The 24129-nt window shown below is 57.0% G+C and carries 31 protein-coding genes and 1 tRNA gene; 14 read left to right on the top strand and 18 right to left on the bottom strand.

Annotation, left to right across the window (positions count from 1 at the left end):
* The first annotated feature begins 15 nt into the window (after positions 1-15).
* Together APR53_08365 and APR53_08370 are read left to right on the top strand one after the other, a co-directional pair.
* The gene (locus APR53_08365) at positions 16-588 is read left to right on the top strand and encodes a flavoredoxin (protein ID KQC05199.1); all 573 of its coding nucleotides are present in this window, start codon (positions 16-18) and stop codon (positions 586-588) included.
* A 66-nt stretch (positions 589-654) separates the two neighbouring features.
* Complete coding sequence (locus tag APR53_08370) at positions 655-1245, top strand: hypothetical protein (GenBank protein ID KQC05200.1); 591 nt, start codon at positions 655-657, stop codon at positions 1243-1245.
* A gap of 49 nt (positions 1246-1294) precedes the next feature.
* On the opposite strand, the gene APR53_08375 is transcribed toward APR53_08370, so the two are convergent.
* Together APR53_08375 and sdhA are read right to left on the bottom strand one after the other, a co-directional pair.
* Positions 1295-2764: a succinate dehydrogenase gene (locus tag APR53_08375; protein ID KQC05201.1), complete on the bottom strand. Its 1470-nt coding sequence runs from the start codon at positions 2762-2764 to the stop codon at positions 1295-1297.
* Positions 2761-4389: a succinate dehydrogenase gene (gene sdhA, locus APR53_08380; GenBank protein KQC05202.1), complete on the bottom strand. Its 1629-nt coding sequence runs from the start codon at positions 4387-4389 to the stop codon at positions 2761-2763. Before sdhA ends, APR53_08375 begins: the two co-directional genes overlap by 4 nt.
* A gap of 73 nt (positions 4390-4462) precedes the next feature.
* Here sdhA and APR53_08385 point away from each other — a divergent pair, with 73 nt between their 5' ends.
* Both APR53_08385 and APR53_08390 read left to right on the top strand, forming a co-directional pair.
* Entirely contained in the window at positions 4463-5866 is a 1404-nt protein-coding gene (locus APR53_08385) for an aspartate kinase (protein ID KQC05203.1), read from the top strand.
* A complete protein-coding gene (locus tag APR53_08390) occupies positions 5841-6833 on the top strand; it encodes a phosphoribosylaminoimidazole synthetase (GenBank protein KQC05204.1) in 993 nt (330 codons plus the stop codon). The genes APR53_08385 and APR53_08390 overlap by 26 nt, the downstream gene beginning before the upstream one ends.
* A 36-nt stretch (positions 6834-6869) precedes the next feature.
* Here the strand turns inward: APR53_08390 and APR53_08395 are convergent, their stop codons facing one another.
* The 4 genes from APR53_08395 to APR53_08410 all read right to left on the bottom strand — a co-directional run bounded on the left by APR53_08395 (position 6870) and on the right by APR53_08410 (position 8633).
* Positions 6870-7097, bottom strand: coding sequence for a hypothetical protein (locus APR53_08395; GenBank protein ID KQC05205.1), 228 nt, complete (start codon positions 7095-7097; stop codon positions 6870-6872).
* 71 nt (positions 7098-7168) lie between these two features.
* Entirely contained in the window at positions 7169-7708 is a 540-nt protein-coding gene (locus APR53_08400) for a hypothetical protein (protein ID KQC05206.1), read from the bottom strand.
* Complete coding sequence (locus APR53_08405) at positions 7708-8082, bottom strand: hypothetical protein (protein KQC05207.1); 375 nt, start codon at positions 8080-8082, stop codon at positions 7708-7710. The genes APR53_08400 and APR53_08405 overlap by 1 nt, the downstream gene beginning before the upstream one ends.
* A 53-nt stretch (positions 8083-8135) precedes the next feature.
* Positions 8136-8633, bottom strand: coding sequence for an RNA-binding protein (locus APR53_08410; GenBank protein KQC05208.1), 498 nt, complete (start codon positions 8631-8633; stop codon positions 8136-8138).
* Positions 8634-8752: 119 nt separating this feature from the next.
* On the opposite strand from APR53_08410, the gene APR53_08415 reads away from it, so the two are divergent.
* Positions 8753-8980: an RNA-binding protein gene (locus tag APR53_08415; GenBank protein KQC05209.1), complete on the top strand. Its 228-nt coding sequence runs from the start codon at positions 8753-8755 to the stop codon at positions 8978-8980.
* Positions 8981-9187: 207 nt separating this feature from the next.
* Positions 9188-10612 carry an amidophosphoribosyltransferase gene (locus tag APR53_08420; GenBank protein ID KQC05210.1) on the top strand — a complete coding sequence of 475 codons (1425 nt, stop codon included), beginning with the start codon at positions 9188-9190 and terminating at the stop codon, positions 10610-10612.
* An 81-nt stretch (positions 10613-10693) separates the two neighbouring features.
* Here the strand turns inward: APR53_08420 and APR53_08425 are convergent.
* Positions 10694-10768, bottom strand: a tRNA-Met gene (locus tag APR53_08425).
* 111 nt (positions 10769-10879) lie between these two features.
* Between APR53_08425 and APR53_08430 the strand changes: the two genes are divergently transcribed.
* Complete coding sequence (locus APR53_08430) at positions 10880-11299, top strand: thioredoxin (protein ID KQC05211.1); 420 nt, start codon at positions 10880-10882, stop codon at positions 11297-11299.
* On the opposite strand, the gene APR53_08435 is transcribed toward APR53_08430, so the two are convergent.
* A complete protein-coding gene (locus APR53_08435; GenBank protein ID KQC05212.1) occupies positions 11300-11623 on the bottom strand; it encodes a hypothetical protein in 324 nt (107 codons plus the stop codon).
* 131 nt (positions 11624-11754) lie between these two features.
* On the opposite strand from APR53_08435, the gene APR53_08440 reads away from it, so the two are divergent.
* Together APR53_08440 and APR53_08445 are read left to right on the top strand one after the other, a co-directional pair.
* The gene (locus tag APR53_08440) at positions 11755-12702 is read left to right on the top strand and encodes a nucleoside recognition protein (protein KQC05213.1); all 948 of its coding nucleotides are present in this window, start codon (positions 11755-11757) and stop codon (positions 12700-12702) included.
* A gap of 281 nt (positions 12703-12983) precedes the next feature.
* Positions 12984-13163 carry a hypothetical protein gene (locus APR53_08445; protein ID KQC05214.1) on the top strand — a complete coding sequence of 60 codons (180 nt, stop codon included), beginning with the start codon at positions 12984-12986 and terminating at the stop codon, positions 13161-13163.
* Positions 13164-13238: 75 nt separating this feature from the next.
* Here APR53_08445 and APR53_08450 read toward each other — a convergent pair whose 3' ends face one another.
* The 5 genes from APR53_08450 to APR53_08470 all read right to left on the bottom strand — a co-directional run bounded on the left by APR53_08450 (position 13239) and on the right by APR53_08470 (position 16134).
* Positions 13239-13646, bottom strand: a complete 408-nt coding sequence (locus tag APR53_08450; GenBank protein KQC05215.1) for a hypothetical protein — start codon at positions 13644-13646, stop codon at positions 13239-13241.
* 9 nt (positions 13647-13655) lie between these two features.
* Positions 13656-13847 carry a hypothetical protein gene (locus tag APR53_08455; protein ID KQC05216.1) on the bottom strand — a complete coding sequence of 64 codons (192 nt, stop codon included), beginning with the start codon at positions 13845-13847 and terminating at the stop codon, positions 13656-13658.
* A gap of 231 nt (positions 13848-14078) precedes the next feature.
* Positions 14079-14915, bottom strand: coding sequence for a multidrug ABC transporter permease (locus tag APR53_08460; protein KQC05217.1), 837 nt, complete (start codon positions 14913-14915; stop codon positions 14079-14081).
* Complete coding sequence (locus APR53_08465; GenBank protein ID KQC05218.1) at positions 14912-15886, bottom strand: daunorubicin ABC transporter ATP-binding protein; 975 nt, start codon at positions 15884-15886, stop codon at positions 14912-14914. Before APR53_08465 ends, APR53_08460 begins: the two co-directional genes overlap by 4 nt.
* On the bottom strand, positions 15883-16134 hold the full coding sequence (locus APR53_08470; GenBank protein ID KQC05219.1) for a hypothetical protein: 252 nt from the start codon (positions 16132-16134) through the stop codon (positions 15883-15885). The genes APR53_08465 and APR53_08470 overlap by 4 nt, the downstream gene beginning before the upstream one ends.
* A gap of 90 nt (positions 16135-16224) precedes the next feature.
* On the opposite strand from APR53_08470, the gene APR53_08475 reads away from it, so the two are divergent.
* From APR53_08475 to APR53_08490, 4 genes are all read left to right on the top strand, one after another.
* Complete coding sequence (locus APR53_08475) at positions 16225-16893, top strand: hypothetical protein (GenBank protein ID KQC05220.1); 669 nt, start codon at positions 16225-16227, stop codon at positions 16891-16893.
* Between the two features lie 54 nt (positions 16894-16947).
* Positions 16948-17211, top strand: a complete 264-nt coding sequence (locus tag APR53_08480; protein KQC05221.1) for a hypothetical protein — start codon at positions 16948-16950, stop codon at positions 17209-17211.
* A gap of 127 nt (positions 17212-17338) precedes the next feature.
* Positions 17339-19327: a hypothetical protein gene (locus APR53_08485; GenBank protein KQC05222.1), complete on the top strand. Its 1989-nt coding sequence runs from the start codon at positions 17339-17341 to the stop codon at positions 19325-19327.
* Between the two features lie 156 nt (positions 19328-19483).
* Positions 19484-20059, top strand: a complete 576-nt coding sequence (locus APR53_08490) for an FMN reductase (GenBank protein KQC05223.1) — start codon at positions 19484-19486, stop codon at positions 20057-20059.
* Between the two features lie 131 nt (positions 20060-20190).
* Here APR53_08490 and APR53_08495 read toward each other — a convergent pair whose 3' ends face one another.
* From APR53_08495 to APR53_08515, 5 genes are all read right to left on the bottom strand, one after another.
* The gene (locus APR53_08495; GenBank protein KQC05224.1) at positions 20191-20790 is read right to left on the bottom strand and encodes a hypothetical protein; all 600 of its coding nucleotides are present in this window, start codon (positions 20788-20790) and stop codon (positions 20191-20193) included.
* A 135-nt stretch (positions 20791-20925) separates the two neighbouring features.
* Positions 20926-21447: a hypothetical protein gene (locus APR53_08500; protein KQC05225.1), complete on the bottom strand. Its 522-nt coding sequence runs from the start codon at positions 21445-21447 to the stop codon at positions 20926-20928.
* A 21-nt stretch (positions 21448-21468) separates the two neighbouring features.
* A complete protein-coding gene (locus APR53_08505; GenBank protein ID KQC05226.1) occupies positions 21469-21771 on the bottom strand; it encodes a hypothetical protein in 303 nt (100 codons plus the stop codon).
* Positions 21772-21876: 105 nt separating this feature from the next.
* Positions 21877-22728: a hypothetical protein gene (locus tag APR53_08510; GenBank protein KQC05227.1), complete on the bottom strand. Its 852-nt coding sequence runs from the start codon at positions 22726-22728 to the stop codon at positions 21877-21879.
* 27 nt (positions 22729-22755) lie between these two features.
* A complete protein-coding gene (locus tag APR53_08515; GenBank protein ID KQC05228.1) occupies positions 22756-22980 on the bottom strand; it encodes a hypothetical protein in 225 nt (74 codons plus the stop codon).
* A gap of 63 nt (positions 22981-23043) precedes the next feature.
* Here APR53_08515 and APR53_08520 point away from each other — a divergent pair, with 63 nt between their 5' ends.
* Entirely contained in the window at positions 23044-23880 is an 837-nt protein-coding gene (locus APR53_08520; protein ID KQC05229.1) for a hypothetical protein, read from the top strand.
* The last annotated feature ends 249 nt before the right edge of the window (positions 23881-24129 follow it).

The raw sequence follows: 24129 nt of genomic DNA on the forward strand, positions 1-24129 counted from the left end.
GGCAATCCTGAAGGCATGAAACAGTCGTTCGGTGCACGCACCCTGCTGTATCCGCATCCGGTCCTCGTCATCGGCAGTTACGATGCGGACGGCAGGGCTGATGCGATGACAGCGGCGTGGGGAGGCATCTGCTCCTCCGATCCTCCGTCGGTTGCGGTCTCGGTACAGAAACAGCGGCATACCCATGCAAACCTGATGGCGACAAAGGCCTTCACGATCAGCATACCCTCGGCGGCGCAGGTCCGCGAGGCAGATTACTTCGGCATTGCCTCCGGAAAGGACACGGACAAGTTTGCAGACACGGGGTTGACACCCGTCCGGAGCGACCACGTCAACGCGCCGTATGTGGGTGAGTTTCCGGTTGTGCTTGAGTGCCTTCTCTCCCGCACGGTGGAGATCGGCGTCCATACACAGTTCATCGGCGAAATCCTCGATGTGAAAATTGATGAGTCCGTGATTGCGGACGACGGTAAACCCGACTGCAGCCGGATTGCACCGTTTGCCTATGACTCGTTCAGGCGGGAATATGTCGGCATGGGAGCGGTGCTTGCGCCCGCGTTCTCAGCGGGCCTTGCATTCAGGAAATAGTGCGGGTCCTCCGGCCCGGCCCCCTGCTTTTTTCCGTGCCTTTTTTCCCGTCTGCATGCCGATACAATGGATATGACGTGCACTCTGCCTCTTCGTGTGCTTCCGGCCGCGCTCCTCCTCGTCGCAGCATGCCTCTCCGGCTGCATGCAGGAGTCACCCGCCGATATGCTGGTTGCGGATCTCTACGCGGACACTCCATCGGTGCAGCACGATGCGGCACAGCACCTCGCAGAAATGGGAGAGCCGGCAGTATCCCCCCTCATCGGAGTGTTCTCATCGGGAGATCCCTCCGCTTCGCAATGGGCGGCGGCTGCACTCTGCCAGATCGGAGAGCCCGCCATCGATCCCCTGATCCGGTCACTCTCGACGGAAGATAACGCTGCCCGGGAATGGGGAATCCTGACCCTTGCCTGTATCGGGGCTCCTGCTGTCGATCCGCTCGTGGCACAGCTGAAAACAGGGAATGAGCTACGCCATGCCGCCGTAAAGACAGCGCTGATCCGGATTGGCGAACCGGCCCTCCCCGCCCTCGCCGCCCTCAGGGGATCGGCAGACGCCCAGCTCGCCGGGGATGCCGGAGAAATTATCCAGTCCATTTACCTGACGGCCCAGTTCAAGGCGGAGCGTGCGAATGCCACCGCCGAATCCGATCCATAAAAATCCCTTAATTTCAAAAAAAACTGCAGGCCGGTTTTTAGCCCGGTACTCACCTCTCATTTTTTGCGGCGCTTTTCCGGTCTTTCTCGCGGTATCCCTCCAAGAGGAGGGTGCAGATGTTTTTCACGGGACGATCCGTATTTTCGGCGATGTGGAATTCGCAGAACGGGCAGACGGTGACAATGACGTCCGCGCCTGTCTTTTTAACCTCCTCATCGCGCTGCCTGCCGAGAGCGGCCGCCTGATCCGGAAGCCCCGACCTGACCCCGCCCCCGGCGCCGCAGCACCGCGCCGGCATCTCGACAAATTCCCGCACCACTTTTTTCAGGAGGTCACGGGGCTCCCGGGATATTCCCTGTCCCCGGAGAAGGTGGCAGGGATCATGGTAGGTGGCCCGGATGTCGAGTGACGCGGGTGGTTCGATGCCGTATTCGGTGAGGATTTCCGTGACGTCCTTTACCGTGAACGGAGTATCGTAGTCGTTTTTCAGCGTCGAGCCGCACCCTGCACACATGGTCATGACGGTGGTGATCCCCCTCTTTGAAAACGCCTCGATATTGCGCTTTTTAAGGGCGGGGAGCACCGACGTCTGGCCGGTACGGATCAGGGGCGACCCGCAGCAGACCTGATCGTGCGGGATGATGAGCCTGATGCCGTTTCTCTTCATCACTTCGATCATGTCAAGAGCGGTATCGGGAAGCCGTCCGTTGTACATGCAGCCGACAAAGAATCCCACCTCGCCGCGAACGGGGCCGTCCGGTTCGATGACTTCGGGTACCTGTTCGAGGAAGGTGGCTTTTGTGCGGTCGACACTCCGTCCCGTCTCCTCGACGAGCCGGGCGACGTCCTGGTGGCGGGGGAGGGTGAGGCCCTGCCGGTTTGCAATCCCGCGGAGTTTTTCGATTGCTTTGCCGGGGATCTCGATATTTTTCGGGCAGACATCCCGGCACCGCTGGCACGTCGTGCAGGTGAAAAGCCCCTCCTCAATTGCTTTCCGTATCCTGTCCTGGCTGGCCCGCGGGTCGAGGGCTATCCGCATCTCCTGGCACATGGCGGTCGGTCCGAGAAATGAAGCCACATCAACGGCAGGGCATTCCGAGACGCAACTGAGGCATTCGATACAGTCGCGAAACGGTTTCACCGCCTCGATCTCCCCTTTCGTGGGAAGTCCCGCATCCTCCCGTGCCGGGAAGGGGGCGAGACGGGCGAGTACATCCTCCATTTCGACGGTCAGGTCCCTGATGACCGGCAGGTTCAGCGGTTCGATTGTCATGCCGTCTTCCGCCTCCTGCATGCATGCGAGTACCGGCTCTCCGTTGACGCGGAGCGAACAGCTGCCGCACTGGCCGGCCTCGCAGCAGTACCGGTACGACAGGCCCGGATCGATTGTGTCGTGGATGGCGTGCAGGACATGCAGCACCCGCGCACCCTCGTGCACTGATACGGTATAGGTCTCGAAATGCGGTTTTCGGTCGGTTGCAGGATCGAACCGGGACACCCGCACCGTCATCTTTTTCATGCCGCCACCTCGCGGGTTTCAATGCCGGCACGGGAGAGCGACTGGTAGGTGTGCACATAGGGCGATTGTTCGGGCGTCCAGTCCTGAACGATATCTTTTCGGAGGTGGGCTCCGCGGGATTCCGGCCGGAGGAGCGCCCCCTGCACAATCAGGCGGGAGAGCACGAGCATGTTTTCAACGGTCCGGCACTCGAGGGTGTTTTGCGCACCCGCAGCTCGGGGAGTGAGGGCCGCCAGTTCGTCGATCACCCGCCCGGTCTCTGCAAGCGATTTTTCCGTCCTGAAGATACCGGCCCCTTCCCACATTGCCTGCCGCAGCCGCGCGACAATCACGGCCGGTGCAGCTGTTCCCCCGTAATAACCATCGAGGTGTGCCCGGAGCTCCTCTACCCGGGCCCGGTCGACGGTCCCGCTCCGGATCGCTTCCTTTCCTGCACTCTCTCCGGCCCTTTTTCCGAATACCTGGGTGTCTGCAAGGGCGTTCCCGCCAAGGCGGTTTGCCCCGTGGACGCCGCCGGTCACTTCCCCGCAGGCATACAGTCCCGGCAGGGTCGTGTGCCCCTCCGGCGAGATGCGGAGGCCGCCCATGATATGATGAGCGGTCGGCGCCACTTCCATCGGTTCTTTCCTGATATCCACCCCGAACGCAAGGAACTGCTCGAGCATGACGGGAAGGCGCTCCTCGATTGTGCGGGCCGGCAGGTGGCTCACATCCAGATAGACTCCGCCATGCGGGGTACCGCGGCCCTCCAGGATCTCGGTCGCGATGGATCGGGAGACGACGTCGCGGGTGGAAAGCTCCATCCGTTCGGGATCGTACCGCGCCATGAAACGTTCTCCGTCCCGGTTCAGGAGCACCCCGCCCTCGCCCCGTACCGCTTCGGTGATCAGGCGGCCCCGGGCATCATACGGGTAGACCGCACCGGTCGGGTGGAACTGCACCATTTCCATATCGATCAGTTCGGCACCAGCCCGGTAACCGAGGGCGAATCCGTCGCCTGTTCCGGCGGCACAGTTGGTGGAGATGTCGTAAACACGTGTCCCGCCGCCCGTGGCGAGCACAACTGCATCGGCCCGGCAGATGAGAAGGTCGCCGTTCCTGTCGAGCATCGCCGCACCCGCCACGCGATCCCCGTCCTTCAGGAGCTCGATGACCGCCGTATCCTGCAGCTGTCTGACACCGGATCCCCTGAGGCGTTCGACAAGTGTTGCTATCATTTCATGGCCCGTCCGGTCGCCCGCGTAGCATGTCCGGGGAAACCGCTGCCCGCCGAAGGGCCTCTGGGCAATCTCGCGATCATCTGTCACGTCGAAGACGGCGCCCCACGCGATCAGGTCCGCCATCCGGTCGGGAGCCTCCTGTACGAGGACGTCAACAAGGAGAGGATCGTTGAGGAACGCTCCGCCGCGAAGCGTATCCTCAACATGCATCGGGCAGGAATCGAGTTCCCGGAGCACCGCATTGTATCCGCCCTCTGCCATGGTGGTGCATCCCCCCTTCCCGGTCAACGTTCTCGATACCAGCACTGTTTCGCCATAGCGCGACGCTTCGAGGGCGGCACGTGCTCCTGCACCGCCGCTTCCGATGACGAGCACATGGCAGTTTACCACGTCATCTGCATGCATCTTAATATAACGTGCGTTGTATAGGTACATAAATAAATGGTAAGGGGCGATGTGAGCCAAAATGAGGTTTTTAATGAAATTTGGCGGCACTTCGGTTGCCGATGAAACCTGCATCAGCCGGGTTGTTGATATACTGGACCATTATCATAAGGCAGGCAACGAAATTGCCGTTGTCGTATCGGCAATGTCCGGTGTTACGGATGAACTGATAGCGATTGCAGCGGAGGTCATCGAGTCACAGGGTGAACCGCCGATCGATCCCTTCATCCAGTCGTTTCGGAGCAGGCACCGGAAGGTGGTCAGTGCCGTCGCACCGAGCCAGGCGGATGACGTACTGGCGGTCATTGACGAAAGGCTGTCAAACCTCCGGAATATCCTCAATGCCGTGCATACGCTCCGGGAGCTGACGCCGCGGTCGAAGGACTACATTGTCTCCTTCGGAGAGCGGCTCTCCGCCCTCATCGTCAGTGCCGCGATTCGCGAACGGGGTATCGCGTCCATGGCATTCAACGGCTGCGAGGCAGGGATTGTCACGACCCCGCAGCACGGCTGCGCCCAGGCTCTCACGGAGAGCGAACAGCATATCAGGAGCCGGATAGCACCGCTGCTTGTCGATTCGATGCCTGTGATCATGGGATATATGGGATGCACCAAGGAGGGGATTGTCACGACTCTCGGACGAAGCGGCTCCGACTACTCTGCCGCTGTTGTCGGTGCGGCGATTGATGCGGACGAGATATGGATCTGGACGGATGTCGACGGCGTGATGACCGCAGATCCGCGCATCATCTCCGATGCCCGTGTCCTTCCCGGCGTATCGTACCTCGAGGCGATGGAACTCTCATATTTCGGCGCGAAGGTGCTTCATCCCCGGTCTATCGAGCCCGCAATGCAGAAGGACATCCTTGTCCGGGTCAAAAACACCTTTAATCCCTCGCATGAGGGGAGCTGTGTGTTTCGGACGGAACACTGTGACCGCAGGGTGGTAAAGGCCATTTCGTACATCGAAAAGGTATCCTTAATCAACATCAGCGGAGCCCAGATGATCGGCAGGCCGGGCGTCGCAAAAGCGATCTTCACCGCTCTCGCGGACAGCAATGTGAATGTCATGCTCATCTCACAGGGTTCGTCGGAAGCAAATATCTCCCTTATCGTTGACGATGATCACCTCATAACCGCAATGGAAGCGCTGTCCGGCGTGCAGAAGAACGGGTATGTGCGGGATGTGTTCTATGACCGGAACGTCATTGCCGTCGCCGTCGTCGGCTCGGGAATGGCAGGAACACCCGGCATTTCAGGCAGGATATTTACGGCGCTCGGGAAAGCCGGCGTGAATGTGATGATGATTTCGCAGGGTTCTTCCGAGGTCAATGTCTCGTTTGTCGTCCGTTCGGGCGACGGGCCGGTTGCCCTGCGTGTCCTGCACGATGAATTCAGGCTTTCTGAGGAGCATGACGATGAACCATACCTATCGTGAGGCCGGCGTCGACATAACCCTCGAGGCGGCTGCAGTCCGTGCCCTTGTGGATCGGCTGACGTACCGGCGGCGCGGAGACTACCCCATGTACAGCGCCGTCGGGCACTTTGCTGGCCTTATCGAATTCGGGGACCATGTTCTCGCACTGGCAACGGACGGTGTCGGCACGAAGATGCTCATTGCCGATGCTCTCGGCGACTGGACCACCGTCGGGATCGACTGTATTGCGATGAATGTCAATGATCTCTATGTGATGAATGTCGAGCCCGTCGCATTTGTGGATTATATTGCCACCGACGTGCTCTCCGTTGAAAAAATGGAGCAGATAGGTACCGGCCTCAACGCCGGTGCGGAAATGGCGAACCTGAGCCTTGTCGGCGGTGAAACGGCCACGCTCACGGGCCTTGTCAACGGTCTTGATCTGGCCGGCACCTGTCTCGGCATCCAGGAGAAATCGCGGGTCGTCACCGGCGACCGCATTCAGAACGGCGATCTCATCGTGGGCGTGCCGTCGAGCGGCGTGCACAGCAACGGTCTTACGCTCGCCCGGCGACTCGTGGAACTGTATGCGGATTACCACGACCGGATGCCGTTCGGCACGACCCTCGGACAGGCACTCCTCACACCGACACGGATTTACTCGGAGGCGCTCAGGGTGGCGGCGGCGTGCGACGTGCACGGGATGTGCCACATCACGGGCGGCGGGCTCCTGAACCTGAAAAGGCTGGGGGAATTTGGTTTTTCAATCGAAACACCGCTTGATGTTCCGCCGATATTTACTTGGATGCGGGAAGTGGGTTCGATCGATGAGGATGAGATGTTCCGCACGTTCAATATGGGCATGGGATACGTGTATATTGTGCCTGAATCGAGCATCTCCTGCGTGCTCCGGGAAATTCCGGATGCCCGCGTCGTCGGCAGCGTAGGCGGATCACCCGGTGTCCGGCTGCAGGGAACAGAGATTTAATACGCCATTTTTAATGTCGACTGAAAATGAAGGGGTTTAGTCTGACCCCGAGGACAGGGGGTCTTCGAAATACTTCAGCGATGCCGGGGCGTGCTTTTTGATCTCCGCAAAAAAATACCGCACATGCTCCGCTTCCGAGTCGTTAATTGACTGCTGAATCGTGCGCTTGAGCCAGTCCGCCAGTCCGCCCTCTTCGTCGAGGGAGTTCATGAGTACAACGACCGCTTCGTCCACATCCACCTTGTTTTTCCATCGATAGGCCATGATGTCACCTTCCGGTACGGCGTATGTGGCGAAAAGCGGTATAAAAATATTTCGGTTTATCTCTCACGTATTCAGGTGTGCTCGGTGCAGTGTTCCGCACCGGGTTCGAGTGGCTCCTGCACGGCCTGCCTGCTCAGAATCGCACTGTTTCCATCCGGATCGCGCACGATGAGAGTGAAGGGGAATGCCGTCTCGCGGGCCGCCGCGACGCGTTCTTTAAGAGCGAGCGTTGTTTCACGCTCTTCGCCCTCCGCCCATGTAAGGACGGTATCGAGCACACCGTCAATCCGGGCGAGCACCCCTTCGACATTGGATATGAATGCCTCGCATGCCGGCCCCGGTTCGATGCAGATGCCGAGTTCAGGGATCTCAATCGAACCGGTTGTACTGCGGACGACCCGGGTTTCCATGTCTTTCGGCTGATCCACGCGGTACGTCCACCGGACAGGCTCCCCCTCTCCGAGGATCATCGTATCGACAAAACGATATCCGCAGTCACAGGCTGCTGAAATAAGGAGAATATCGGAAAAAAACGGAATTTCTTCGGTCTGGTAAACAAACATAATCTCCTTTCTGCATTGCGGGCAGGGACCGGGAATGGAACGCCGCACTACAGTCCTCCGCCGATCTTCTCGCGGGAGATCTTGACGGACATCGGGGTGATGATAACGTATTTCTGGTCGCCAAGCCCGACGATATCGCCGTTCACGTCTTTCGCCACTTCACGGAGATCTTTCAGGACCCGCTCGTACGTGATCTTGTCCATCTTCAGCCTGCCGACATCGACGATGACGACGTTTCCGTTATAGATTTCGTCTTTGATACGGGGCGTCTCTTTCAAATCGGCAATGCTTGCGATCTTGACGTACATTGAGGCCGGCTCTTCGTCATTCGCCGCCTCGTAGGCGGCAAGATCAAGTTCCATGTATTCGTTTTCGGATGCGGGTGAACCTTTGCCGAGGATGCTGTCAAGGAATTTCGCCATGAAAAGAGGTGTAGAATGAATTTTATTTAATTGTATTGTTTCAGCAAACCGGACTAGAGTTCGAGGCTCCAGATGTCATCGCCAACGTAATGAAGATTCTGCACCGCTTTTCCCCTGTCCATACCGCGTAATGCGGCGGAATCGTACAGTGCGATGCCGATCGAAAGCGGTTTTTTATGGCGTTCTTCGGTGATTACGACCGGAGAACCGGCTATAATGTCATCGGAGAAGGCGACGATCCCGGGCCGCATGACATCCGCACCCTTCACCATGAATGCGACGGCTCCCATGTCGACCTCGATATGGCGCTCGGAAAACGGGCGGTCGATCGCGCCCCGGAGCGTCGGAAAAACCCACCCGCCGTACTCCATGAGAAGGGGTTTCCGGTCGATCAGGTACAGGGTGAACGCAGACGCTGTCTCGACCATCTCGACCCGTTCCGAGCGGAAGAGGGAGGCCGCATCGCCGATCTCGTCTTCGAGACGTTTGTAAAGCTTCGTAACATCAGATTTTCGTATTGTGTGGCGTTTTTTTATGGAAAGTCCAGCCAATTCTCTCTCACCTCTGTGTCAGTCGTGCATGACCCCGGTCCCTGCAGTCATTCCGTCACTATCTTTATCTGTTACCCGACTCCAATTATAGTACTCCTCAAGGAAATTATGTGAATCATATGACCAGAAGACCGTTGGAAATTTTGGATCAGGCGCTCAACCGGCAACCTGTCATTGTCAGCCTGAAAGGCGGCAGGGAAATTCGTGGAATTCTGCAGGGGTATGATGTCCACATGAATCTCGTCCTCGATAATGCTGAAGAAGAGATCAACGGAAAGATTCAGAAACATGGAACCCTCATCGTCCGCGGGGACAACGTGATTTATCTCTCTCCCTCAGTAGAGTAAGGAAGTGATTATACATGTCAAAAGGCACACCATCGATGGGAAAACGGCAAAAGACCGTTCATATTGTATGCAGACGCTGCGGAAGAGCGTCATTCCACGCCCGGCATAAAATCTGTTCGGCGTGTGGTTTTGGAAAGAGCAGCCGGATACGAAAATACTCCTGGGTATCCAAAAAATCGCGAATACCCACCCACTAAGGTTTACATTATGTGTGGTATCGTTGGCATCGCGGATGCTGGCGGTGTCTCCTTTTCCCTGTATTATGCGCTGTATGCACTCCAGCACAGGGGACAGGAAAGTGCGGGAATTTCCACGTTCGACGGCACCACCCTCTTCAAGTACCGGGGGCACGGACTTGTTGCCGAAGTATTTGACGAATCAATCCTTTCCGGCCTTCTCGGTCCGGTAGGTGTCGGCCATGTCCGGTACCCGACGACGGGAGAGAAGATACCGGAAAATATCCAGCCGTTCTGTTTTACATTCGGGGGACAGCGCATCGCCATCACCCACAACGGCAATCTGGTGAATACCGGAGAGCTGAGGGATGCCTTCGAGGAGCGGGGTCAGATCTTCTGCTCGACGACTGATACGGAAGTGATCGGCAACCTGATCGTCGACGAGCTCCGGAAATCGGGGCGTATGGAAGATGCCGTGCTTCACTGCATGCGTATTCTTCGCGGTTCGTATTCTGTTGTCATCCTTGTCGAGGGTGTCCTCTATGCGTTCCGGGATCCGCTGGGGATTCGTCCTCTCTGCATCGGGAAGACGGAGACAGGATATGTCGTCTGTTCCGAGAGCGTGGCCATTGACGCCCTGAACGGGACATTTATCCGCGATGTCAAACCCGGCGAACTGGTCCGTCTCGATGCGGACGGAATTTCCTGCCGGCAGATAGCCCTGTGCCGCCATCCGGCGCACTGCGTCTTTGAATATATCTATTTTGCACGTGCCGATTCGGTCGTGGACGGTCGTCTGGTCTATGATGTGCGCAGGCGGATCGGGCAGGCGCTTGCCGATGCGGATGATATTCGTCCGGATCTTGTCTCTCCTGTTCCCGATTCGGGCATTGCACATGCGATCGGGTACTCGGAACAGTCGGGGATCCCGTACCGCGAAGGTCTGATGAAGAACCGTTATATGGGACGGACTTTTATCATGCCCTCTCAGGAAGCGCGGGAGAACGCCGTACGCATCAAGCTCAATCCGGTAAAAGGTCATATCAAGGACAAGTCCGTTGCGCTGGTGGACGACAGCATCGTACGCGGGACGACATCACGGCGGATCATCGGTATCGTGCGCGATGCGGGAGCGGCGGAGGTTCACATGCGTATCGGTTCCCCTCCCATCAAGGCACCCTGTTACCTGGGTGTCGATATGCCCACCCGCGAGGAACTGATTGCGGGCGATCGGGAAAATGAGGCCGTGCGGGAGCGCATCGGGGCATCGTCACTTCGCCACGTCTCGATCGACGCGCTCATTAAGGCAACGGGAATCGATGCCCCCGATCTCTGTCTGGGCTGTCTGACCGGAGAATATCCGCTCCCCATCGGCTGTGAGCGATGCTCCGAACGCAGGGTTGATTTTGTCTCCGGTACCTATCAGTCCGGTCTTTCGACGTTTATTGACCGTTAAAGGGATTTTCCCGCTTTTTTTAGGTGTCAGGTCTGACACAGCCAGAAAATAAACTGAGAAACGTTCGTAAAAATAGAAAAATAGCGAGGGATGGATTTGAACCATCGGTCTACGGGTTATGAGCCCGTCGGGATTTCCTGACTACCCCACCTCGCTCCGGGCACTCTATTACATTGGATTTTGTGCTCATATAGCTTTGCATCGTCCGCCGTCGGCCGGGACACTACCCTACATGCATAAATATCTCCGGCTGAAAAGTACTCGTCCATGGGAGGAGACGAGGAGTATGATGACGAGCTCCAGCGCATCAGGGAGGAAAAACTCCGCAGGATGCAGGCCTCTCTCGGCCGGACGAAAACGCATGGGGTCGTCGTCGTCACGGATGAAACACTGCCGGCCATAATCAGCGGGAACCCCCATGTCCTCGTTGATTTCTGGGCGGAATGGTGCGGGCCATGCCGGATGGTCAGCCCCGTCGTCGAAGAGCTCGCCGCCGACTATGCGGGCAGTGTGCTGGTAGGCACATGCAATACGGATGATAATCCGCTGACATCACGCCGGTTTATGATAACGGCAATCCCGACACTCATGCTCTTCTCGAACGGACAGCTCGTGGACCGGATTATCGGTGCCCACCCGAAGGAATCGATCCGGGCTCGCATGCAGCGGGCGTTCGGAATAACCTGATCAGAGACTGCGGGATTGTGCAAATGCCGAGACTTTTGCAGCCATGATAAGGTCGTTTTGGGTGATTCCACCGTATCGGTAGCTGTACCAGATCACATCGACATGCCGGTACTCCGTGATCCGGATGTCCGGGTAATGCTCCTGCTCTTTTGCGATGCGGGCTATTTCAGTGACGAGTGCTATGGAATCCATGAAGTGCGCCGTTTCGAACCGGCGTATCAGGCGCCCCTCCTCTATCCTCCAGTCCGGTACCTGCGATTTCAGATCGGCAATTTCACGGCGTGTCAGCGGAGCGAGCCCTTCCTGATCCGGGGTACATTCCATTGATGCCAATTCCATGCAATCACTATTGCAGGGGAGTAAAAAAAGAAAACGGATCCCCCGATTCCGGTGTTCATACGGATGAACAGGCATAAATCACCCGTTCGGCACATATTGCGTCACGGAGAACGGAAATGGAGGGCGGACTGTTTGTAGAGGCGGCACTGCTCGCGGGGGGGCTGCTCCTGCGGAGCGTGCCTGTTATGGTGGCCGGTGTGCTTCTCGCAGAATTGCTCGTCGCGCTCCGCATCACGGACCGGATTGCAGCACTCGTACTCCCGGTAACACGTTTTTCCCATCTGTCGCAGGAATGTGGGGCCTGTTTTCTCATGGCATTCGTCTCCGCGACCGCGGCAAACGCCATGCTCGCGGACCATTACCATCACGGGAGGATCGAGCGGAAGGAACTTGTCATCGCATCCCTCCTGAATTCGTTTCCGGCAATCGTGATGCACTGGCGTATTCTCCTGCCCGTGTACATCCCGCTGCTCGGGGTCGCGGGCGCACTGTACTTCCTCATTCTCACCGCTGTCGGGCTGGTGAAAAGTTGTATCGTCATGGTTGCGGGACGGGCGCTTCTTCCGGAGCAGGACGGCATATTCAGGATTCCCGAAGCGAAGCCACGACCGGAACTGCGCGATCTGATCGCGAATGTCCGGCAGTCGGCAAAAAAACCGCTGGCACGGATTCTTGCCGTCACCATACCGACCATCATCATTATTGCCGTGCTGATTGAGGCGGGGGTGTTCGACCGCCTCGGGGAGTCCCTGAGCGGGGTGTCCGGATTTTTTCCGGTTCCGGTGGAGGGTGTGGGCATCATCGCAGCCCAGTTTGCCAACTATATCGCCGCTGCCGGTATTGCCTCACCTCTCTATGTACGCGGTGTCATCTCCACCCGCGATCTTGTGCTCACCATGCTTGTGGGAAACGTGCTCTCGAGCGTCACCCGGACGGCCCGGTGGTTCGGCCCGGCATATGTCGGTATTTTCGGGCTCCGTATCGGTACGGAAGTGATGTTCTATTCCACGCTCCTGAGAAACGGGATCATGCTCATCGCGATCTTCGGCATCGCAGCGTTCTGAAAGTGATATGCGCGGCATTGTTCGGCCGGCAGGAAGCAATCGCCTGAATTGTGGCCTTAATATTTCCAGATACGTCAATAAAGAGAGCTCTGTCCCCTGTTTATCCGGTTCCCTCCTGCCGGGCGGATGTCGCGTTGATACAATAAGGAAACATTGTAAACCGAACGCGAATGCCCTTTAAATCATACAATCTCTCCAAAACAGCACCTGATGTAGAGGGAGCGGGGGTTTCCCCTACCAGAAACTATATAAAATGTTCCCCGTAACCACTGTGTAGAGCAATGAGTATACGCACAATCGGCTCAGGTTTCCTGTTTAAACCCCTCGACGTGCCGGATCTTGAAGAGCGGGAAGAAATCTCCCTCCTCATGGATTCAACGGGTGACGGGTACGACGACTGCATACGGATCGATGATCCGGACCTGCGCATCTTCATCGCGGAACGCGACGAACTGGACTGAAATCTTCCTGAAAACAGGAATTTGTCCTCCCTTGTGGGCGGTTGCCTATGCCACAGACCCCGGGGTACGACGTTTTTATTCCATCTCAAACGAGGTAATTCCATAGATCCTGTCGAGAGGCAGCGATGGAATTGCCCGTGTGTACATTCTCACGGTCTCGAACACCGGCGTCATCCCGAATCGTTTTGCAAGGCGGAGGCCGTCCCTGTTGCGTTCGGGGACGTCCAAAAAGACGGGGCCCGGGGCAGCCGCGGCAAGGGCGCGGAACAATCTGTCGGCACCTCCCGGCGTATCTGCGCATAAAGGGCCGATTTTATGGCCTTTTTCACATCGTCGGGCAACGCCGTACCCCAGAACCCCTCCGTCGTCGCCGGGATCGACGAACGCATGGCAGCCGGGACGTGACAGCCAGCAGTGCAGGAACGTTTCACGCGGTGCCGGGAAGTGCAGGAGGTCATATGCCGCGATCTCCGCAAAAGGCACGGAGGCTGCCTATACGGGACCTTCAGCATCAATACACCCCCCTGTTCCTTCGAAACGGATACTCCGGAACGCGAACATAAAGCCGCTCCTGTCCCTGTACTTCTGCTGCATGGCCGCCACTCCGTCGATACCGACAATCCTGTCGCCCGCATGCGCGATGGCGGTGCCGATGCTCTCTCCGCCGATGCCCTGTCCCCGCATATCCTCCCGCAGCCGAGGCAACAGGCTCTCCCTCTGATTCGGCGATGAAAAAACCAGCGGGATCGATCGCGTAGAAGCACTCTGCGTCGTGGACACCGGGATTCCACCCCTCCCTCCCTGCCTAGCGGATTGCCACGTCAACATCATTCCTCTCCATCGTCCTGATTGTCACATCCGGCACCATAATCATCGCTCCATACAGGAGAGTGGTTTGTTCCGGATATCAGTCTTTCATGTTATGACCGCTTTCTGAAAACGCCACCATGCAAGAGAAAACATCACGCCGGCAAATACGATCAGCACGAGAAACGATACCAGGATATCACCGGGCGTGGTGGTAAAATGGAGTCCGATTGCGGTAAAATTCTCTCCGATTGCAAAGTACCGGATCCCGGTGATGAGGTGGGTTAAGGGATTGATAACCGAAATGTCGCGCAGGATTTGGGGGAATGCATCGGTCGGGTAGAGGGCGTTGCTTGCAAAGAAGATCGGCATCGTCAGGAGGGTGATGACCCCCTGCAGCCCCTCGGGGCTCTCCATGGAGATGGAGATCGTTGCCGACAGGAAGAGGAAGCCGAGGGAAAACATCCCGACAAATACGAGGATGCCTGCAACCGCCACCAGTATTCCTGCAGGTGACAGGCCACGGAAAAATTCCACGCCCAGCACGAGGCCGAAGAGCATGATGATGATCGCCTGGATGAACGACTTTGTCATGCCGGAGAGGGCGATGCCGATGATGATATGACTCCGCGGGAGCGGGCTGGCAAGGATTTCGCGCATGAGGCCCCAGTTTTTATCGAACAGAAGCACGATACCCCCGAAAAGGCTGGTAAAAAGGGTCGTCATCGCAATGATGCCGGCAGCCATGAACGTCAGGTACCCGACCGCCTCCACACCCGGAACGGCGGGGACGCTCATGCTGATCCGGTCGAAACTGCTGGACATGGCGATGCCGAAGAATGCCATCCAGAGTGCGGGCTGGACAAGCGATGAGATGAGGAGTGTCCTGAACCTGAAGAACCTGAGCATATCCCGCCAGTACACCGTCAGAAATCCCGTATTCATGGCCGCCGCCCCCGGTATGGCGTCCCGACTCCCCCTTCCCGCAGCTCCCTGCCGGTATAATGGACAAACACATCGTCCATTGAGGGTTTTTTCAGGTTTACAGCCGAAATATGCAATCCGCCGGCTCGCAGCGTATCCATGAAGACCGGAAGCAGCAGGGTTCCGTCACCATCCACCATGATGAAAAGCCCTTTCTTCTTCCTCCGGATTGATGTGACGCGGCTGTCGGTTGACAGCATCGTATGCGCCGCATCGTTATCCGATGTTTCTATGTAGATACTGTCCCGGCCAAGCGCGTTTTTCAGCTGCCACGTCGTGCCGGTCGCGATGATCTTTCCGTGGTCGATAATGCTGATCCGATTGCTGAGATGGTCGGCTTCATCCATGTAATGGGTGGTCAGAAATATCGTCGTCCCCTCCCGGTTGACCCGGGTGAGGTACTCCCACATCCTGATGCGGGTCTGGGGATCGAGGCCAAGGGTCGGTTCGTCGAGAAACAGCACCTTTGGCCGGGTCATCAGCCCGCGTGCGATTTCAAGCCTGCGTTTCATGCCGCCGGAGAGTTCTTTCGTGAGGGCGTCCTGTTTTTCTTCGAGCTCGACGAGGGAGAGGAGTTCGTCGATACGCCGTCTCCGTTCCGATTTTTCGAGATTGTACAGTCTGCCGTGGAACTCGAGGATCTCCCGGACCGTCATATCGCGGTCGAGGGTCACCTCCTGAAAGACTATCCCTATCGATTCCCGGACCTTCTCCGGTTCGCGGGCGAGATCATAGCCCGCAATCCTGACTTCACCCTCCTGCAGGGTGAGAAGCGTGATGAGGATATTGATCACCGTGCTTTTCCCTGCGCCGTTGGGACCAAGGAATGAAAAAATTTCGCCTTTTTGAACCTGGAATGAGATGCCGTCCACTGCGGTGAACGTACCGTAGCGATAGACGAGATTCCGGACATCAATCATCGTGGCGTTCACGCTTCACCACTGTCCGGTTCCGGATGAATGCGAGCGCCGGTTATCATCCCGGCCCTCTTCCCGGTAAGAGAGGCTCCGCTTCGTACATTCCCGGATTCTTTCCTCCCGCCGGCGGCATGTACCGCGGTGTCGCCACCGAATGCCGCCCGGGCGGGGAGACCGGGATATCTTTCGATGCATCCCTGTATCGTTGATATCGCCGGAAACACCCGGCGGACACCGGAGTAAAACAGGGCGCAGTATAGCATATCAGGGATGTCGCGGCATGATTAAAAATAGGTTTCTCAGGGGAACAGGTCATATATCTCTGGCGCCAACGTCTTTTTTCGGGAAACACTATGTGCGGACGGTATTCTCTCGTAGTTGACGGTGATTTCGGGAAGAGATTCAGGGTGCATATCCCGGCGATGGGCCTTCGTTCACGGTTCAATGTGGTGCCGGGTCAGGTAATGCCGGTGATATGCGGGGCAGGCGAGCGCCGGTGTACAGCCATGACCTGGGGATTTGTTCCCGTCTCTGCCCGTGACGATGCACACCCGCGCCGCCTGATCAATGCCCGGGCAGAGACGGTTGCCAAACTGCCGTCATTTCGTCGCGCATTTATCGGATGCCGGTGTATCGTCCCGGCAAGCGGTTTCTTCGAATGGAAAGCGGAGGGCAGGCGGCGCATTCCCTTCTACTACCGGCTTCGCAATGAAAATCTGTTCGGATTTGCCGGTGTGTACAGTGTCCTGCCGGGCGAGGACGGCGCCGCCCGCCGGACCTACACCATCATAACGACCCCTGCAAATTCACTCGTATCGGCCGTGCACGACCGGATGCCTGCAATTCTCCGGCGAACCGACGAGGAACGCTGGCTTTCCGGGATGGCGGACGTCCTCCCTCTGGATGAGATCCTTGCCCCCTGCCCGTCGGACCGCATGGAGGGGTATCCTGTCTCTGAACGGATAAATGATCCCGGGCACGAGGATGAGGACCTGATCCGGCCCCTGTGCGGCTTGCTGTAGCCGCCTCCGGGCGGGAGCATAATCTTCATATGAATACCTCATGAATGTCTCCCCATGACGGTGAACAGGGATCTCCAGAAGAAGATGAAAGAGCGTATCGATAACCTCTTCGCCACGTACGGCGGCAACTCCGGGTTGTTGATGGGAGAGCTGGCATCGCTTGGTTTTGTTCAAAAAGGGGGCAATATCGCGGCGAAAACCCTCGAGCATACAAACCTCGAGTTGTTTCTGATCATCGGGTATGCGCAGGACGGGAGCATTGCGAATTATGAAATCATTCCGTTTGCCGAAATGAAACTCTCACGAAAAGAGGGGTGATTCGCTTCTTTTACGGTTTCATCGCAGGGAAAACGCAATGGGATATATTTAAGGTGCAGAAAAGGAATTTTCATGTAATCAGTAATTTTCTGCAATCCGGGCATCAGCGTGAAGCGGAAGTGAGCTGATGCCGGGTGGTGCGATGGCAGGAGGGGGCGAACGAATCGAAAATGTGGCTGGAGTGGGTACTCGTTTCTTCACTCCGGAAGATCCCTACTGGAATATCTTCGAAACGACCGGGAACATCGCATTCGTCCTTGATAAGAATGCGACGATTCTTTATGCCAATTCCACGTTTGCGCAGCTGATGGAATGCAGCCTCGACGAGATCGAGGGCGTCTCGACGCTCGCGGAATTCATCCATCCCGGCGATCGGACGTTTGTGATGCACAACCACGATCTCAGGCGGAAGGATCCCGATGTGCTTCCCCGCACCTATGAAGTCCGGTTCATCGATAAAAAAGGGGATACTCATAATATTCTCATTAACTCAACCCTGATTCCCGGAACAAAGCGCAGCCTGGTTACGGGGAGAGACCTGACACTCCATCGCGAACTCGAAGAGTCGCTCATCCGGAGCGAGGCTCAATACCGCCATTTTGTCGAATATCTCCCTGATCCGCTGTTAATCCATGCAAATTGGGTTGTTGCCTACGTAAATCCTGCTGCCGTCGTACTCTTTGGGGCCTCCCATCCGGAGGAGTTGATCGGGCGACCCGTTCTCGACTACATCACTTCCGAATGCCGGGAGATCGCCCGCGAGCGGATCCGGGAGGGGTATGAAGGGGGGAAGGGACCGGTAACCGAACTGCAGGTCATCTGTTGCGACGGGAAAATCATCGATTGCGAGATCACAAGCGTGCCCTCAGAATTTGACGGTGTGCCCGCGACACAGGCAATCATACGCGATATCTCGCTCAGGAAGAAGGCGGAGGCGCAGATCCGCACATGGAATAACCAGATCACAGTGATCAATAAGATCATCCAGCTCGCCAATTCATCCTTAAACCTAGACGAGATGCTCGAAATCATCCTGGAAAACACCGTTCTCCTGCTTGATTTCGATGCGGGCGGTGTATACCTGAAAAACCGGAATGGAAAGACCGCCGACCTGATCGTCATGAAAGGGCTTCCCGAAATGTTTTGCAGTGAAGAGAAATCCGTGAATATCAGGGACTGGCCGTACAATCTCGTCTTTTTAGCCGGCCAGTCCCGCTATATAGAAAATTGCCCGGGGTATCCTCCCGGCCTGATCGAGTCGAGGATGCTGGAGGATGTCGATGCCTATGCACTTGCCGGTATTCCCCTCATTACCGACTCGGTTGTTGTAGGTGCCCTCTATATCGCCCGCCGGTCCAGCGACCATTTTACCGAGGACGAGAAAGCAACCCTTGAGTCTATCGGGAAGGAGATTGGCGGTACGATTCTCCGGGGGATGCTCCAGGACTCCCTCGAACGGGCGTACGAAGAGACAAGCTCGTATCTTGATATCATTGAAAAAAGCATCCGCAGGTCAAACGATGCCCTGCTCGCCTACGTGCGGGCGGCACATGATGTCGGATGCCCGACGGATTCGCTCGCGGAGATCATCGCGCAATCACTCCGGCAGAGCAGCGAGCTAATCAATAATATCGCCACTATCCGGCGTATAAATGAGTTGCCTGATAAGATCAGGGTTATTTCGCTGGATGACAGGATAAGGGAGGCGGTCGCTGCGTTTCCGGACGTGCGGATTGATGCGGAAAAAACCGGGCTTTTTGTATACGCCGATGAGTTGCTCTTTGAGCTCTTTTTCAACCTGATTACGAACAGTATTCAGTTCGGGGGTCCTGCGGTGGAGATCTGCATCAGGACAGAGCAGCGGGATTCCGTCGTCTGTGTATCTGTGGAGGACACCGGCCCCGGGATTCTTGATGCGGATAAGCATCGAATCTTCACCTGCTTTGATCCGGTCGCCCGCAAATCCAGCAAACGGGGCCTCGGCCTTCACATTTCCCAGATGCTCGTCTCTCGTTACGGAGGAAAAATCTGGGCGGAAGACCGCATTTCAGGCGATCCCTCGCGTGGTGTCGCGATACGGTTCACGCTCCCCGCCGCAACGGAGGAGGGTGAATGATGCCATGTTTTTCGCCGGGATATTACCGCCATTGCCTGAAGCGCGTCCTTTCCTGAGCAGACAGCCGACGGACACTCCGCCCCTCCTTTTTCCTGAAAAACAGCTCCCGGTTTCCCGGCAGGTATAAACCATCCGGTGCGGAAATGGAAAAGCTGTATGATGGTGGTCGCATTCAACGGGAGCCCCCGGCAGGACGGCAACACCGCACGGCTGCTCCGGTATGTTCTTGCGGAGCTTGAGAGGGATGGGATCAGAACGGAACTTGTGCAGATTGGCGGAAAGCCGGTACACGGCTGCACAGCGTGCGGGAAGTACTTCGAGACAAGGGATATGCGCTGCGTGATTGATGCCGATTTCGTGAATGAGTGCATCGAAAAGATGGCAGAGGCGGATGGCATCCTTATCGGTTCGCCGACATATTTCGCCGACGTCTCGACAGAGACCAAGGCCCTCATCGATCGCGCCGGTTTTGTCGCGATGGCGAACGACTCCCCCTTCTCCCGGAAGGCAGGTGCTGCAGTTGTCGCGGTCCGCCGGGCGGGAGGTATCCATGTCTTCGATACAATCAACCATTTCTTCGGGATTTCGGGCATGATCACCGTCGGCTCGACCTACTGGAACATCGGCACCGGGCTTGAACCCGGCGACGTCGACACGGACGAGGAGGGCATCAGGACGATGCGCATTCTCGGCCGGAATATGGCATGGCTGCTCGGGAAGATACGGGAATGAAATAAAAAAAATCACTGGTTATTGCAGGTGCGTGAGGGAGTACCAATCACACCGGCAGGTATGTCGATCCGGCGGTAGATAGCGGGGTTGCGGATACTCTTCCCTCTTCCCGCACCTGATATGTGGTACCGTCACCGGGGCTCCCGCGGCACGAGGGACATATCGCACGCGGAATCGCCGGAACACATGCTCTTTTCAAACCTGACACGGTAGGCAGGATTCAGGCTCTTCACGGCAGCGCCCGTGTAGGTATAGCAGTCCTTGCAGACCTGTTCCATATTGGTCTGAAAGATTCTTCCGTTTTTTTCCATCGGGCAGCTTGTGGTGATCATCCGAGCCGTATCCCCCTCTCCTTCCTCTACGTATCCCTGCAGATCAGGACCGAGAATGACTGTTGAGAGGGCGCTGAATGTATACGCTACGTTGGCGGCGTTATTCCGCGGGCACCCGAGCTCCCGTGCTATTGCCGCCTGTTCTTCTCCTGCTTCCTTCCATATCCGGCGCTCGATCCTGTCGATTGCTCCGGACATTTCCTCTCCGGCAAGTTCACGGAATGCCTTGTCATAGACGAATGGAAATGCTGTGGCCGAACGGGTTGCGATCGCCCACCGTTTTCCTGCCGGAATTTCCTTCACGTAATCCATACGCTTTACCTCGCCGGTATGAAGAAGGGGGAGAGTTGCACCGCTCCCGAGAACTGCCGTGCCGGACCGGATCTCCCTCTTCTCCACACTGATTATGCAGCCCAAATTCCCCCTTTAGGGATATTCGCCGCAGCACGTTATTATAAAACATAGAATATATTACTTCCGCCATCAGTGTGTGCCGCCTGTATGCCGCAACGGGATCCGGGGGTGTGCCGCATTTCATGTGAAATGAAATTCCCAGAGGTGTACTCCGGAAATTGCCCGGTCGGCGAGGTGTTCAAGCTCATGAGCGGCGTTCGCGGCAGTGGAGCCCTCGAAATCCATCTCATGCACGGCCAGTTCTTCCGTTGCGATCTCCCGCACAACAGGGTTCACCGTTGCTTTCAGTATCCTGTCGGCGCGTATCCGTATCCAAAACGGCCTCTCGACGAGAAGGCGCGTCTTTTCCTCACCGCACTTTTCCAGGCGCAGGACGTTTCCCTCCCGGGCAGTGCACACGGGATTCAGGAAGAGAAAAATCTCTTCCCGGGAAAATCCCGTCCGGGCTGTTTCATCGTAGACGGTCGTTCGCTTCACGACGGAGATCGTCCGGATGGCTTCTGTCCCGTAACACCAGCCCCCGCCGAACCGGAATGAGAAAAACAGGGGAATCATCGCATCGGCGGGGATACCGAACTTCCGGGCAAGCTGCTTCTCCGCACCCGAGAAGGTGAGAACGGGTAAGAGGTCCTCCGGTTTCATGTGAACTCCTGCCGATCAGCCCTACGACAACAGGTCGAGGGCATCCTTCCCGCTCATTTCCGGGCGGATGCCGAGGGCACGGGCAGCCTCGTTCGCCTCCTTCACCTCCGCCGCGAGGAGATCAGCGACCGATTCGATCAGCGGCCCCCGGGTTGGCCGGACACGGGCTGCCGGGTACCGGTATTTCCCGAGCGCTTCGATGTCGAACGCTCCGCAGCCGACCATACCGTGTGCGGCGATAACCGCGACAAGATTCACCGGGCCTGCCGGAATGACAATGCCCGTGCCGTCGGAATGTTTCAGGGGAACAGATTCCGTGTGCACACTAACACCGGCAGACTATCACCCACGGGAGTTATTAGTCTTCCCGGTAACGGGCATCTTTCTGCATCATGTCCCGGGGTTTTCGGGTCCCGGAAGGCATCCGCATTAGCCAAGCCGGTAACGGACCGTCCACTGAATCTTCCGTAAAAATTCCGTATGCCGGAAGATCCTGAGCCATCCGAGTTTCGGTTCGTCCGAGTCGAAGTACGACCAATCGTCTACGAACCGGATTTTGGGATTCCAGTCTTCCGGCTCCCGGCTTGTGCGGATTCCGAACCGAAAGTCGGCGTCCGGCCCGAGATGAAGCTCCCGCCGCATCTTGACCCGCATCATCGCGTGCATCGGCTCCCGCAGCCACAGCGAATTGAAGACTTCACAGACGAGTTCGGACCCGGGGAACTCTTTCACAAGCTTCACGAAGAGCGCCTTTACGTCATCCGCGTCCAGGTACATGAAGACTCCCTCGGCAACGAACAGGAACGGGCCGTCATGTGCCTTCACGCGGTCGAACCAGCCCTCGTCAAGGACCGACGACGCGATGAAGCGGTATCTGTCGGTTTCGTCGAAGAACTCCGCTTTGAGCGCAATTACCTCAGGGAGATCGAGGTCGTAGAAGATCGCCTGCCCGTTATCGGTCCTCAGGAACCGGGAGTCGAGCCCGCAGCCGATGTTGACGACGACGCCTGCAGGCGATTTCGCGAGGAATTCCCGAACAAAATCATCGTACCGTTTCGCACGGAGGCTGATGTGCACCACAAGCCGGGGATCGAGCGAGCGGCCGACGAGATCCCGGTGCAGGCGGTCGTCCGATCCGGCGAGCCGCCCGTCCAGCTCCCCGGCGATGAAAACGGCCCTCGGATCGGAAAGAATCGGGTTTTCAGACTGCGTCTCCACTGCATGGCAGTACAGGGTTACGAGCGACGTGGAGGCAACGTCACCGAGCTTTGCTGCTGACACAATTATCTTCTCCGTCCGGTGGTTTCATCATGGTTTTGTCTCGTGATGGATTGTGCGCCCGCCATCGCCACTCCTTTCCGTCCCGGAACAGGATGTTTCGGGTTCACGTACTGATTTCAGCGTTGGAGCCTGATCCGTATTATGATAATCCATCACCGTGTTTGATCCCTGGTACGATCGGACCCGGAGCATCCCCGATGAACCGGAGAATATCCTGAATCCGGCCGGGTCCCGGTTCTCGGCGGTAAACAATGGTGGAAGATATCTTAATCCCTTTTGGTTCCCCAGGGTTTCCTGTATCAGGTCGGATGCAGAATGGTTCTTCAGCTTGTTCGTGATTGGGGGATGGAGTATCTCCTCAACCTCCCGGCACACGTCCGGTCGGGCGATCTCATCGCTATCCTGATCACGCTGCTGCTCCTCTACGGCGGTGCCGTCCTTCTCTCGAAAGTCACCCCCCTCATCCTGGAGATCGCCAAAAAAACCGTCATTTTCGCGATAATCGCCATCTCTGCCCACATCTTCCTGCTGGATTTTATCCGGAGGAGTCTCGCAGCCGGGTTCACCCTGAAAGTCGCTTTTTTTGGTGCGCTGGGACTGCTGATTGCCATATTCGCGGTTTCAATCGCACTGTATCGGGCAGCAACGGCCGTATGGGCTCATCGCAAACAGGAAAGGCTGGTACCAGAATCTCCACCGATACCCGGCGGGGAGGCGGCAGGTACGCCAGCCACCCCCGGTACGGGCATGGCAGAAGCATCATCCCTTGTCGCCGCCGCATACCGGTTGAAATATCTCACCCGGGAAAATTCGCTCGGCATGGTGATTCTGTACCTGGTGATCGCGGAGTTCGGGATTTTTTCTTCCAGGACGATCGCAGCAGCCACCGCCGAAGCGGGACTGTCATTTTTCCTGATCTTTATTCTTGCCGCTCTTATCTTCATCAGAATCAGGTACGCCGATTACCGCACCGGCGTCAGGCATTTGGCCATCGTCTGCATTCTCGGATTTATCTTCTCCCTGATACTCGGACATTTCTGGGGAGGCATACCCGGTGAAACGCTGCTTTCGATGGATTATTTCCGTTCGGAGGCGCTCGTCGCATTGATTACGGGGATGTCACTCAGCCTGTTCTTGACCAACAAGGGGTAGTCGGCAGCCGGGATCCGAAAGCACCATAGTTTCCCGGGAACGAATATCGGGTTGCAGAGGCACGGGAGAGCGGAAAAGAATCCTGACCGCCGCCTTCCCCGGAGGTGCGGCGGGACCCGGAGCACCCCGCCCGATCTTCTTGATAAGAACGGCAGATCCCCTCATCCGGTGAAGCGGGACCGAATGAGTTTAGTAATTCTCGTATTTTTCGTGCATAATTAATAATTTTTATTTCCTCATACGCCTCAA

Source organism: Methanoculleus sp. SDB, assembly GCA_001412355.1.
GTDB lineage: Archaea > Halobacteriota > Methanomicrobia > Methanomicrobiales > Methanomicrobiaceae > LKUD01.